Below are 12,889 nucleotides of genomic sequence, written 5' to 3' on the forward strand. Positions count from 1 at the left end.
CAGCTTCTTGTCCCAGACCTCGCCCTTCTTGCAGGTGGTGGTCGTCTGGCCACCGCTGCCGCCGGCGCTTCCGCCACCTTCACCGGCCGCAAAAGCCGGCGCGACGAACAGCGGCAGCGCCGCAATAGCCATGACTTGAACAAGCAATCGTCTGCGCATCGATGCCTCCGTGAGCGTGACAATGGCAGACTAACGCCGGCCCGATCCGCTTTCATCCCGAAAAGCCGTCATCGGCCGAACTATTTTGGACGGCCCGAAAGAGAGGCTTGCCTCCGGACGTGACGCGCGCTGCAAATCCGCTATCATCGGGCCACGCGCATCACGTGGAGAAGGACCGTGCAGCAGCGCCTCGAAAAGGAATGGGAGCTTTCGATCGACCCGGATACGGTGCGCCTGTTCATCCTCAAGGCCAAGGCGCTGAGCGCCGCCGTCAACGAGGATTATGACGATGGCGCCGAGCACGAGGTCGAGTTCGACGGCGACGCGCATGCCGGCCATCACCATGACGGCCTTGTCGAGGAGGCCTCGGAAAACCTCACCGAGGAAGAATTCCGCGAGCTGATCAACGATCTCAACATCGACGAAGCGGCCGAGTTGATCGCGCTCGCCTGGGTCGGGCGCGGCGACTATGACGCATCCGAATGGGCTGACGCGGTGGCTGCCGCCAGGGAGCGCCCAAGGAAGCGCACGGCCAAATACCTGCTCGGCTTGCCGATGTTGGCCGACTGGCTGGAGGAAGGCCTTGAAGCCATAGGCGCGTAACGCGCCGGTAACCGATTGTGATCGGCAAGGCCGGCGGTGCAGGCAACTTCGCGACGCGATTGCCGTTTCGGGGCGATGGCAACGCTGAGCATTTCCGGAATGTGCAGATTGGCGTTGCCTTTGGCGGCGGCAGCCCTGCTGATAACGCCGGCCACGGCCGCCAAGCATCATCACCGCCACAAGAGACATTTGCCGCCGGCCAGCGAGAGCGCCGCTCCGGTACCGGAGACGCCGCAAACGACACCGGCGCCAGGGGCACGTCCTCAGGATATGGAAAACCGCGCCGAGAAATCCGGGCAAGGCAAAAGCCGCCTCGATAGCAACGACGACTTCCTCAACCAGGAGAAGTCGCATCCGAAATGGGACGCCCATCCGCCGCGTTCGAAGGGCGCTCAATCCGCGCCGCGGGCGGAGCCCGAACCGCAAACGCCGGAGATTGTCCCCACGCCGACCGAAAAACCCGCCGAACTGGAGCCGGAGCCGCCGGAAACCGCGCCGCACCCGCCGGAAAAGCCGGCCGATGCCGGCGAGGAAAAGATGCTTCCCGATCCCCGCTCGGCCGATGTGCCGGCCGACAAGATGCCGGCGGAGGAAACTGCGTGCCGAGAGCGGCTAAGGACGCTTGGCGTCGAGTTCGAAGAGCACAAGGCCGAGCACGACGCGCAAATCGGCTGCTCGATCCCCTATCCGATAATTTTGAAGACGCTCGGCAAGTCCATCGGCGTCAGTCCCGGCACCGAGCTCAACTGCCCGATGGCCGAGGCAGCGGCGCGCTTCATGGCCGATGTCGTCCAGCCCACGGCAAAGGCCGAACTCGGCGCCGATTTGAAGGCGGTCAACCAGGCCTCGGCCTTTGTCTGTCGCCCGCGCAACGGCACCCGCAAACTGTCGGAACACGCCTTCGGCAACGCGCTCGATATTGCGAGCTTCACCTTATCGAACGGAAGCACAATCGAGGTCGGTCCGGCGCCTCCGGAAAAAGATGCGAAGTTCCTCGACGCGGTGCGCAAGGCTGCCTGCGGACCGTTCAAGACGGTGCTCGGGCCTGGCGCCGATCCCGACCACGCGCTGCATTTTCATCTCGACCTGGAACCGCGACGTCACGGCGGCACCTTCTGCCAATAGGCACAATTCCGGAAGTTCGGTCGCGTCCCCGGCAAGAACAGCGCCGCATTTCCGCCCCAGGCGTGAATGCCGGCGCTGATCTTTCCTTTACTGTTGAGGGCTAACCTTGTGCCATTCGGGGACAAGGACGCCTTTCAATGGCTCGAAGGCTTGGCGCTGTGCTGGTGGCGGCGCAACGAAACAAGTGCGCGCGGATCGCGATTGTCGGGCTGGCCGCCGGCGCCATCGCGACGATATCGGCCTGTACCACGGGCGACGTCTTTGCGCTGCAGCCCGCCGTCGATGTCGGCAGCCAGACGGCGGCCGTGCCACAGCCCGACGCGCCGCAATATTCCGGCATGCAGCGCCTTGTTCCGTCCAACCCCTACATGACCCAGGCCGCCTATCCGCGCATGGACGAGCCGATGTCGCCTCTCGAGCAGATGCCGGCCAGCGAGATCGACTGCCGCAACGAGCTGAAGCGGATGGGCGTCGTCTATCAGGACGTCCAGCCGATCCATGAAGGCCAGTGCGGCATCGATTTCCCCGTAAGAGTCTCCGCGATCGGCAGCGTCGCCATGAAGCCGGCGGCGACACTGACCTGCAACATGGCCGCCACCTTCGCCGCCTGGACGAAGAACGAGCTGCAGCCGGCCGCCCGCTGGCGCTATTTCTCCGGCGTCAAGGCGATCCACCAGGGCTCCAGCTATTCCTGCCGCAACATCGCCGGCGAAGGCGTGTTGTCCGAGCACGGCAAGGGCAACGCCCTCGACGTCATGAGCATCGAGCTCAACAATGGGAACGACATCGACGTGCGCAAGCCCGGTCTGTTCGCGTTCCGTACCCGCGGCTTTCTCAACAATGTGCGCGCCGACGGCTGCGAATATTTCACCACGGTGCTTGGGCCCGGCTACAATTACGACCACCGCAACCATTTCCATTTCGACATCAAGAACCGCAAAAGCGGCTACCGCGCCTGCCGCTGACTTGAAGTTGGAAATTGACGCCCATCTCACCTTCGTCATCCTAGGGCGGAGAGGGAGGCAAAGCGTATCGCGTGGACCCAAGGTCCATTCTGTGACGCATGAGCGTTGCGGCGGTCTAGAACGGCCCCTGTTCTGCACCCCTTTATCCCTCGCGCCACGTCACGGAATGGATCCTCGGGTCTACGCGCCGCTGCGCGTCGCTCCGCCCGTGGATGACGAAGTTCGGGCACTTCGGCTAATCGCCAAAAGCGCGAGTTGCTTTTTTGGGGGGCAAGGCATTCACCAACCTTCGAGATTGGCTGAAACGCTGATCAAGTCGTCATCCACGGGCGGAGCAAGGAGCGAAGCGACGCGCGCAGACCCGAGGATCCATTCCGTTACCTGTGAGCGTTGCAGCGGTTCAAAACGAGTTCCGTTTTGCACCGCCTTATCCTGACGCAACGTCACGGCATGGATTCTATGGTCTGCGCGCGTCGCTTCGCTCCTTGCTCCGCCATAGAATGACGGCCGCGTGGTGGCCATGAAAATCCCACACCGACAATACACTGGCCCCAAGAACCTTTGCCCCAAAACGGCCAACACCGCATAAAATGGTCGCGCAAGGATTTGGGAGCGGTTGGTCGTGGGTAAGCGAAGCCTGAGGCGGCGGACGGCGATCTGGCTTGCGGCTATTTGCGCCTTCTATCTGGCGCTCGCCTATGTCGCCGCGCCGGAATTCTGGACCTGGCGGGAGCGCGGTTTTCGCACCCGCCCCTTCAAGATGGTGACGCATACGCCGCAGGGCATTCCCGGCGATCCGATCAATGTCGGCCTTGTCGGCACCGAGAAGGAGGTGGTCCACGCCTTCGCGGTCGCGGGTTGGGATACGGCCGATGCCGTCACGCTCAGGACCGCGATCGATATCGGTGAAAGTGTGCTGTTTTCCCGCCCCTACCCCGATGCGCCGATGAGCCGCCTGTTGTTCGAGGGCCGCGCCCAAGACCTGGCCTTCGAGAAACCGGTCGGCGACAGCGCCGACAGGCGCCATCATGTCCGTTTCTGGCTAACGGACGCGGTCGGCGACGACGGTCGCCCGCTTTGGCTGGGCGCCGCGAGCTTCGATCGCGGCGTCGGCCTCAGCCACGACACCGGCGCCATCACTCACCACATCGGTCCAGACATCGACGCCGAGCGCGACTTCCTGATCGGCGACCTGAAGGCCGCCGGTCTGCTTACCTCAACCAGCGAGATACCGGGAATCGGCGCCACCAGGACGGGACGCAACGGCGGCGGCGATCCCTATTTCACCGACGGCATGGCCGTGGTCGGCGTGTTGAAGACGCTGCAGTGACCTTGCCACGCGCCCTCAGCTCGTGGTGATCACGATCTTGCCGAACGGTCCCTTTTCCAGATGCTGGAGCGCTTGGGGCACCTCGTCGAAGCCGTAGACCTTGTCGATGACGGGCTTGATGCCGAGCGCCTCGATCGCCTGGTTCATGCGCTCGAAGGCGCGTCGATGGCCAATGGAAATGCCTTGGACCACGATGCGGTTGCGCATGAACGGAACGACCGGAAAGCTGATCTCCATCGCGCCGAGCACGCCGATGACGGACAGCCGACCGTCGGCGGCAAGGGCGTTGAGCGACCGGCGCGCATTGTCGCCGCCGACCATTTCCAGCACATGGTTCACGCCAAGCCCGTCTGTCATGGCGCGAGCCGCCTCGTCCCATGCCGGCTGGGTACGGTAGTTGATCGTCCGCCACGCGCCGAGATCCTTGGCGCGCTTCAGCTTCTCGTCGCTGCTCGACGTGACGATGGCGCGCAAGCCGAGGCGGCGGCGAATTGCAGCGCAAACAGCGACACGCCGCCCGTGCCCTGGACAAGGATGGTCTGGCCCGGCACCGATCTTGTCGCCTCCGCCATCGCGAACCAGGCGGTCAGCGCCGCGATCGGCAGCGTTGCGGCCTCGACATCGCTCAGCGAGACCGGCGCCGGCACCGCGGCGTCCTCGCCGAAGACGACATGCTGGGACAGCATGCCTGGAAGCGAGGAGCCCAGCGTATGCTGGTGGAGCACGGCCGGCGCGCCGCCGTCCGGCCAGTCGGCGATCACCTGTCCCAGCACCCGCTGTCCGACCTTGAAGCGGCTCACCGCGCCGCCGACCGCCACGACCTCGCCGACGGCATCCGAGGTCGGCACGAATGGCAAGGACAGGTCGGGGATGAGCACGCCGTCCACGATCATCTTGTCCTTGTAATTCAGCGAGACGGCCTTCGTCCGCACCAGAAGCTCGTGCGGGCCTGGATCGGGGATCTCGCCTTTCACCGGTCGCAGATTCGAAAGGCCGAACCCGCTCATCTGCCAGGATCTGTTGCTGTCGGTGCCCATGCGTTGCGCTCCTTGGTTGATGGTGCGCGAGAGATTTATGCGATCCGACTATGGAAAATAGTGCTCCGATGCGGGATATTCGGCAACGGATTGAAGAGCTGAAATCTACAATAGGGAATTCGATATGGACCCAGCTGACCTCCAGGGCGTCGTCGCATTCGTCAACACCGTCGAAGCCGGCAGCTTCACCGGCGCCGGCGAGCGGCTGCATGTGACGAAGTCGGCGATCGGCAAGTCGGTCGCGCAACTGGAGCAGCGGCTGGGTGTGCGCCTCCTCAACCGCACCACGCGCAGCCTCAGCCCGACCAGCGAAGGCATGAGCTACTACGAATCCTGCGCGCGGGCGCTTGCCGAGATCGAGGCCGGGCAAGCGTTGCTCGCCTCGCGCCGGCAGGTGCCGTCGGGCAAGCTTCGGGTCGACGTGCCGCTCGCCTTCGGCCGACGCTGCGTCGCGCCGGTGCTGTTCGACATCTCCAATCGGTTCCCGGACCTGATGATCGAGATCTCCTTCAACGACCGACGCGTCGACCTGATCGAGGAAGGTATCGACCTGGCCGTGCGCATGGGCGACCTCGACGATTCATCGTCGCTCGCGGCACGCCGCATCTATGCCCAGCGCTCGGCGATCTGCGCGTCCCCAGCCTATCTCGAGCGGCATGGCCGGCCGCAATCCATCGAGGACCTCGCCCGGCACAGCGTCATCGGCTATGGGCGCGAAGGTGTCGTTCGCCCCTTGGCCATCCGCGACGGCGCTGGCCGTCTCACGACCTTCGTGCCCAAGGCGCGGCTTGTGCTGGGCCACGGCGAGCCGATGCTGGACGCTGCGCTCGCCGGCTGCGGCATCGCCTTCCTGCCGACCTGGCTTGCCGGCCAGAGCCTGAGGCGCGGCGCGCTCGAGATGGTCCTGTCCGATTGTCTGGTGGAGCGCCTCGTCGTCCATGCCGTGTGGCCCCTCACCCGCGCGCTGACGCCGAAGGTTCGCGTGGTCATCGACGCGCTTGTCGGGCATTTCGCGGCGCCAGCTTGGGATGCCGCCTGAACATTGCGCCTGTCATCTTCCAAAAATACCGGCAGGCTATTTTCGAATGCACTGCAGCAATGCTATTGACCGCCCATGCTTTACGTTGAAATCGCCGTCGTTGCCGTCCTCATCTTGGTGAACGGCCTTTTGTCGATGTCGGAGCTTGCCATCGTCTCGTCGCGGCCAGCCCGCCTCAAGGCGATGATCGACCGCAACGTCAAGGGCGCCGGCCGCGCGCTGGCGCTGGGGTCCAATCCCGGCAAGTTCCTGTCCTCGGTGCAGATCGGCATCACCCTGGTCGGCGTCCTCTCAGGCGCCTTCTCGGGCGCGACGCTCGGCGAAAGGCTGGCGCAATATCTGGCGTCGACCGGCATCCGCGAAACCATCGCCGACCCTGTCGGCGTCGGCATCGTCGTCGCTCTGATCACCTATGCCTCGTTGATCGTCGGCGAGCTGGTGCCGAAGCAGATCGCGCTTAAGGACCCGGAACGCGTCGCGGTCAGGGCCGCGCCGGCAATGACGATCCTCGCCACCGTCTCGGCGCCGCTCGTCTTCCTGCTCGACCTCTCCGGCCGCGCCGTGCTGTGGCTGCTCGGCCAGGCCGGCGAGGCGGAAGAGAAGGTCACCGACGAGGAGATCAAGATGCTGGTCGCCGAGGCCGAGCATCACGGCACCATCGAATCCGACGAGCGCCGCATGATCGCCGGCGTCATGCGGCTCGGCGACCGCGCCGTGCGCGCCGTGATGACGCCGCGCACGGAGGTCGACTGGCTCAACCTGCAATCCGACGAGACGGTGACCCGAAAGCTCTTGATGGAAACGCAGCACTCGCGATTGCCGGTCGGCGACGGCAATGTCGACGCCATGATCGGTGTCATCCAGACGCGCGACGTACTGGCCGCCCTGCTCGCCGGCAGGGTATTGGATCCGCGCCAGCATGTGCGCGACGCCCCCATCGTGCACGACCAGGCCGACGCGCTCGACGTGCTCCAGAAGCTCAGGGAATCGGACGTGCCGATGGCGCTGGTCCACGACGAATACGGCCATTTCGAAGGCATTGTCACGCCGGCCGACATCCTCGAAGCCATCACCGGCGTGTTCCGCTCCGACCTCGAGGCAGGCGAGGAGGAGAACGCCGTCAAGCGCGAAGACGGCTCGTGGCTGCTCGCGGGTTACATGCAGGCCGACGAGATGGCCGAGGTGCTGGGCATCGACCTGCCCGAGAACCGCGACTACGAGACCGTCGCCGGCTATGTGCTTTCGCATCTCCACCATCTGCCGACGACCGGCGAGTGCGTCGACGCGCAAGGCTGGCGCTTCGAGGTGGTCGACCTCGACGGCCGCCGCATCGACAAGCTGATCGCCACCCGCCTGCCCGACGGGCATCGCCCGGTGGCCCGCTGATCCCGACCGGTTCCGGACCGTCCGCAGCTAGTGGCACGATTTTGACCGGTCGGCTCTGTTTGCGTTGGCAGGTAGCATGCCTTGGAGATTGGCCGAAACGCCCTTCGCGATCGTCATTCCAGGGCGGAGCAGGAGCGAAGCTCCGTCGCGTAGACCCTGGAATCCATGCCGTTACCTTCGCCAAGGCGTGCAACGGAGCAGAATTTTGCACCGTGGCGGCGCTTCCAAGTCACGGCATGGATTCTATGGTCTGCGCCGCGTCGCTTCGCTCCTTGCTCCGCCATAGAATGACGAGGTTGGGGCGGCTTCAGCCAATCCACGGCGTTTGCGCTGATTTCACGCAAATGAACGGAAAATCTTACGCCAAGACAAACGGCAACCTTTCAAGTGCAAGCGGCTTTTCCGTCCGGAATTGCGTAAAAACAAAGGATAGGGCGTTTCGCCATTTCCGTGAAACGGTGAGCCGCTCTAAGTTTTTACTGTCAAGGATTTCGGTTAAGCTGGCACATCCTGAAGCGGCAGAGAGCATCCGTTATGGCCGAACGCCCCGGCAAGGAAGAAAGCGACGGAACTTCTGACGACAATCCTCGTCTCGCCTTCATCTATAGGGAAGCGGTGAGAGGTCTCGATCATCAGCAGAACGTTGTCGAGAACATGAATACGCGTGCCGGCAGCCTTATCTTTGCCACGGCATTTGCAAACTCGTTGCTCGGCGGCAGGGCTCTTTCCGACGGCCTTGGGCTTTGGGATTGGGTCGCGGTGGCCCTGCTGTTCGCCATCGGCGGGCTCATCGTCTTTTTGCTTTTGCCTTTCCACAAATACATGTTCCGCTTCGATCCGGAAGAACTGCTCCATCAGTACGTGGACGGCGACAGGCCGGCGAAGATGTCGGCCATGTATCGTCCGCTTGCCCTGCGCATCAAGAACGACATGGCCGGCAACTGGCGGATTATCCAGCGGTTGCGGCTGGCATTGCAGATTGCGCTGCTTTTCCTGTTGCTCGACATACTGGCCTGGCTCCTTGCGATTGCCGGCGTTTGAGTCTCGGTACCTTGGGCGGTCGGATCGTCAAACGTCGCGGGCCGGTGCCGCGCAAATGCGGCAGCATCGACAAGTTGATCGCCACCCGCCTGCCCGACAGGTCGGCCGGTCATGCGCTGAGCGGAACCTCTCTCGCTGGCGGCGGCCGCCTTCGCTATCCACGCATTCAAGTTAAAGCTTATATTTATACTGATTATATTCCAAACAGCTAATGTTGCTTTTAAGTAACGGTTCTCGATAAATCAATAATCGACAATTCAACTTCGCGACAGGAATCAAACGCCAAGTTAACCTCTTGGCGATTTGGTCGGTGCGCCGTGCGGGCGATCCGGCGTGACGGGCAACGGATTACGAGCGGCAGATCAATGAAGACGAGCGGCGGCGCGCTTCGGCGTATTCGAAACAGGATGCTCCTTGCCGGCGCGAGCGGCGCGGCGATCGCCTGCCTGCTTCCAGGCACGGCCTCGGCCGTGATCTATCAGGTCAGCAACGAGACAGAACTACGCAACGCCATCAATGCGGCGAATGCCGACGGAGATCCCAGCTCATCGATCGTGATGACGCAGAATATCAGTGTGCTGGCTCCAAACACGTTGCCGACGCCGACCAAATCGCTGTCGATCGACACGCAGGGCTTTACCTTGTCGGGCACCGGGGTCGGCACGAACCTGGGCAGCGTCACCTTCACCGGCGGAGCCTTCACCAGCGGCACGGTGACCATTTCGGGCACACTCGCCGGCGGCAATCAGGTTGGTACCAGCACACCAGCTGGTAGCGGCCTTGTCTTCAACAGCGGCGTGACGACGGTAGGCGGCACCACGGCGCAGCTCGTCAACAGCGGGTCGATCACCGGCGGCGCCGCATCGACAATTGGCCGTGGCGGCCTCGGCGTCTCCATTACCAATGTCGTAACCTTCGTCAATAATGGCACGGTCAGCGGTGGCGCCGGGGTGAGCAGCGGCGCCGGAAATACAGGGTCCGGCGTAAATCTCTTCAATGGCGGAACGGTCATCAACAACGCCAGTGGCATCATTCAGGGCGGCAATGGCCAGGTGACAGGCTCGGGCGGCGCTGGCGTTTTCATCAGGGGCATCGCCACCGCGCCCTCGACTTTCACCAATTTCGGTACTGTCCGCGGCGGCTCGGTTGTCACCGGCACTGGCAATGCCGCGGTTCTTGGTCGCGGAACTCTCTCGACGGTCGAGAATTTCGGCACCCTGGAAGGCGGGAACGGCGCGGCGGCAATCGCTTTCGACACCTCCACGTGGGACCTTACCGTCATCAACGACGGCACGATCCGCGCAGGCACCGGCTCCGCCACCGCCATTCTGTTCGGCCAGAACGCGACGAGTGATTCCATCCTGGAGCTCCATGCCGGGTCGCAGATCACGGCAACGTCGTCGCCAGTGCCTTGGCCACCGACGACGTCCTGCGCCTCGGCGGCACGACGAACGCCAGCTTCGATGTCTCGACGATCGGCGCGACCGCGCAGTACCAGAACTTCGATGCCTTCGAGAAGACCGGCACCAGCACCTGGGCCCTGACCGGCACCGGGACCGTCACCACAAACTGGACGATCTCGCAAGGCACGCTGCAGCTCGGCAATGGCGGCACGACAGGCAGCATTCTCGGCGACGTCACCAATAACGCCACCTTGGCCTTCGACCGCTCCGACACCTACACCTATGGCGGGATCATCTCCGGCAGCGGCGCGGTGAACCAGATCGGCACCGGCACCACCATCCTCACCGGCGCCAACACCTATACCGGCGGAACCACGATCTCCAATGGCGTGCTTTCGGTTTCCGCCGACACCAATCTCGGCGCTGCTTCCGGCGGCCTGACCTTCAATGGCGCCACGCTGCAGACGACCTCCGCCTTCACCAGCAGCCGCAATGTCGCCCTGACCGACAACGGCACGTTCCAGACCGATGCCGACCTTGGCTTGACGGGCACCATCAGCGGCAGCGGCCTTCTCACCAAGACCGGCGCCGGCACGCTGACCTTGTCGGGCAACAACAGCTATATCGGCGGCACGCGAATCCTGGGCGGGACCCTCGAGGCCGAGGGCGGCAACGCCATCGGCGACCAGTCTGCCGTGATTGCCCAGGCCGGCGTGTTCCGCGTCCTCGACAACGAGACCATCGGCACGCTCTCGGGAGATGCCGGCACGGTGGAGCTTGTCGGCGACCTCACGACCAGCACGAATTTCGCCAACACGACCGCGCTGTTCTACGGCGGCATCACCGGAACCGGCGGCTTCGTCAAGAACGGCGCCTATCGCCAGGTGCTGGCCGGCAACAACAGCTATCAGGGCGCGACACAAATCCTGGGCGGCACGCTCTACGCGGTCGGTTCGGGCATCGACTCCATTCCCGACGCTTCGGCCGTGACGGTGGCGGCCGGCGCCACGCTGTCGTTAGCGCGCCCCTCCATCTCCTCTAGCATCACGGGCATAGACAGCGACGACGAGACGATCGGATCGTTGTCGGGCGCCGGCAATGTCGCTCTCGGCGACAGGAAGCTGACGATCGGCGGCGACGCCAGCACCGCGTTCTCCGGCTCGATCTCGGGCACCGGCGGCTCTCTTACCAAGCTCGGCACCGGCACGCTCACGCTCTCGGGCACGAACACCTACACCGGCGCGACCACGGTCGATGCAGGCAGGTTGCGTGTCGATGGCTCGCTCGGCAATACAGCGGTCAGCGTCGGCGGCTCCGGCACGCTGTCGGGGGTGGGAACCATCGCGGGGCCGGTGACGGTGGATGGCACAATCGCGCCGGGCGACAGCCCCGGCACACTCACGGTCGGTTCGCTGACGCTCAACGCAGGCGCGAATCTCGACTACGAGCTCGGCACTCCCGGGACGGTCGGCAGCGGCGTCAACGACCTGATCGTGGTCAACGGTGATCTCACCCTCGACGGCACGCTGAACATCACCGATGTCGGCGGCTTCGGTCCCGGCGTCTACCGGCTCATGAATTACGGCGGCTCGTTGACTGACAACGGACTTGAGTTCGGGACCACGCCCGTCTCCGCGAGCGATCTCTTCATCCAGACCAGCATCGCCGGTGAGGTGAACCTGATCTCCAGCGCCGGCGTGACGCTGGGCTTCTGGGACGGCGGCAATACGGGGCTGCATGATAACGGCGTGATCGACGGCGGTGACGGCGTGTGGGATGCGACGAACCGCAACTGGACGGAAGCCGACGGCGCGATCAACGGCAAGTGGGGCCAGGATTTCGCGGTGTTCGCCGGTCAGGCCGGCACCGTCACGGTCGATGATTCCGCCGGCACGGTCGGCTTCACCGGCATGCAGTTCATGACCAACGGCTATGTGATCGCCGGCGACACGCTCACCACCAACACCGCCGCCACGACGATCAGGACCGACGCCGGCGTGACGGCGACCATCGCCGCGCAGATCGCCGGAACCGGCGGCCTGGTGAAGACCGATACCGGCACGCTCGTGCTCTCCGGCACGAACACCTACAGCGGCGGCACGACGATCTCGACCGGCACGCTGATCGGCCAGGCAACGAGCTTCGGCACCGGCGATATCGTTGATAACGCGGCTTTGGTCTTCGACCAGCCGGCCGATGCCACCTTCTCCGCCATCATCACCGGCACCGGCACGCTGGCCAAGTTGGGGAGCGGCAATCTCAACCTCACCGGCACCAACACGCTGAGCGGCGCCACCACGATCGGGGCCGGCAAGCTCTCGGTCAACGGCTCCCTCGCCAACTCCGCGGTAACTGTTCTGAGTGGCGGCGCCCTCGGCGGCAACGGCACGGTGGGGTCGACGACGCTTCAGGCCGGCGGCGTCATCGCGCCCGGCAACTCGATCGGCCAGTTGACCGTCCAGGGCAATTTCGTTGGCGCCGGCGGCACGGTCGAGATCGAAGCGATCCTCGACGGCGATGCTTCTTCCACCGACAAGCTCATCATCACCGGCAACACATCGGGAACCGCCAACATCAAGGTGATCGGCCTTGGCGGCGGCGGCGCGCAGACCGTCGACGGCATCAAGATCGTCAATGTCGGCGGCGTCTCCGCCGGCACCTTCAACCTGCAGGGCGACTATGTCTTCCAGGGCGACCAGGCTGTGGTGGCCGGCGCCTATGCCTACCGGCTCTACCAGAACGGCGTCAGCACGCCGGCCGACGGCGACTGGTATCTGCGCTCGGCGCTGCTCAATCCCGTC

The 12,889-nt window shown here is 64.3% G+C and carries 11 protein-coding genes; 9 read left to right on the forward strand and 2 right to left on the reverse strand.

Annotation, left to right across the window (positions count from 1 at the left end):
- The first annotated feature begins 336 nt into the window (after positions 1-336).
- The 4 genes from EOA23_RS24425 to EOA23_RS24440 all read left to right on the forward strand — a co-directional run bounded on the left by EOA23_RS24425 (position 337) and on the right by EOA23_RS24440 (position 4,182).
- Positions 337-762: a DUF3775 domain-containing protein gene (locus tag EOA23_RS24425; protein ID WP_127306036.1), complete on the forward strand. Its 426-nt coding sequence runs from the start codon at positions 337-339 to the stop codon at positions 760-762.
- A gap of 99 nt (positions 763-861) precedes the next feature.
- Positions 862-1,887, forward strand: a complete 1,026-nt coding sequence (locus EOA23_RS24430; RefSeq protein WP_245474329.1) for an extensin family protein — start codon at positions 862-864, stop codon at positions 1,885-1,887.
- Between the two features lie 137 nt (positions 1,888-2,024).
- Positions 2,025-2,852 carry an extensin family protein gene (locus EOA23_RS24435; RefSeq protein WP_127306038.1) on the forward strand — a complete coding sequence of 276 codons (828 nt, stop codon included), beginning with the start codon at positions 2,025-2,027 and terminating at the stop codon, positions 2,850-2,852.
- Positions 2,853-3,474: 622 nt separating this feature from the next.
- Positions 3,475-4,182 carry an LssY C-terminal domain-containing protein gene (locus tag EOA23_RS24440; protein ID WP_127306039.1) on the forward strand — a complete coding sequence of 236 codons (708 nt, stop codon included), beginning with the start codon at positions 3,475-3,477 and terminating at the stop codon, positions 4,180-4,182.
- A gap of 15 nt (positions 4,183-4,197) precedes the next feature.
- Here the strand turns inward: EOA23_RS24440 and EOA23_RS36575 are convergent, their stop codons facing one another.
- Positions 4,198-4,656: a zinc-binding dehydrogenase gene (locus EOA23_RS36575; protein ID WP_245474330.1), complete on the reverse strand. Its 459-nt coding sequence runs from the start codon at positions 4,654-4,656 to the stop codon at positions 4,198-4,200.
- The gene (locus tag EOA23_RS36580) at positions 4,617-5,219 is read right to left on the reverse strand and encodes an alcohol dehydrogenase catalytic domain-containing protein (RefSeq protein WP_245474331.1); all 603 of its coding nucleotides are present in this window, start codon (positions 5,217-5,219) and stop codon (positions 4,617-4,619) included. Before EOA23_RS36580 ends, EOA23_RS36575 begins: the two co-directional genes overlap by 40 nt.
- A gap of 124 nt (positions 5,220-5,343) precedes the next feature.
- On the opposite strand from EOA23_RS36580, the gene EOA23_RS24450 reads away from it, so the two are divergent.
- The 5 genes from EOA23_RS24450 to EOA23_RS24465 all read left to right on the forward strand — a co-directional run.
- Positions 5,344-6,258 (forward strand): LysR family transcriptional regulator, encoded by a 915-nt coding sequence (locus tag EOA23_RS24450; protein ID WP_127306040.1) that lies wholly within the window; start codon positions 5,344-5,346, stop codon positions 6,256-6,258.
- 75 nt (positions 6,259-6,333) lie between these two features.
- A complete protein-coding gene (locus tag EOA23_RS24455; protein WP_127306041.1) occupies positions 6,334-7,644 on the forward strand; it encodes a hemolysin family protein in 1,311 nt (436 codons plus the stop codon).
- A 534-nt stretch (positions 7,645-8,178) separates the two neighbouring features.
- On the forward strand, positions 8,179-8,685 hold the full coding sequence (locus tag EOA23_RS24460) for a hypothetical protein (protein ID WP_189341690.1): 507 nt from the start codon (positions 8,179-8,181) through the stop codon (positions 8,683-8,685).
- A 470-nt stretch (positions 8,686-9,155) separates the two neighbouring features.
- On the forward strand, positions 9,156-10,229 hold the full coding sequence (locus EOA23_RS36585) for a hypothetical protein (protein ID WP_245474332.1): 1,074 nt from the start codon (positions 9,156-9,158) through the stop codon (positions 10,227-10,229).
- On the forward strand, positions 10,226-12,889 hold a 2,664-nt coding region (locus EOA23_RS24465), incomplete at its 3' end, for an autotransporter-associated beta strand repeat-containing protein (protein WP_245474333.1). The genes EOA23_RS36585 and EOA23_RS24465, both read left to right, overlap by 4 nt.

Source organism: Mesorhizobium sp. M2A.F.Ca.ET.042.01.1.1 (genome assembly GCF_003997405.1).
GTDB lineage: Bacteria > Pseudomonadota > Alphaproteobacteria > Rhizobiales > Rhizobiaceae > Mesorhizobium.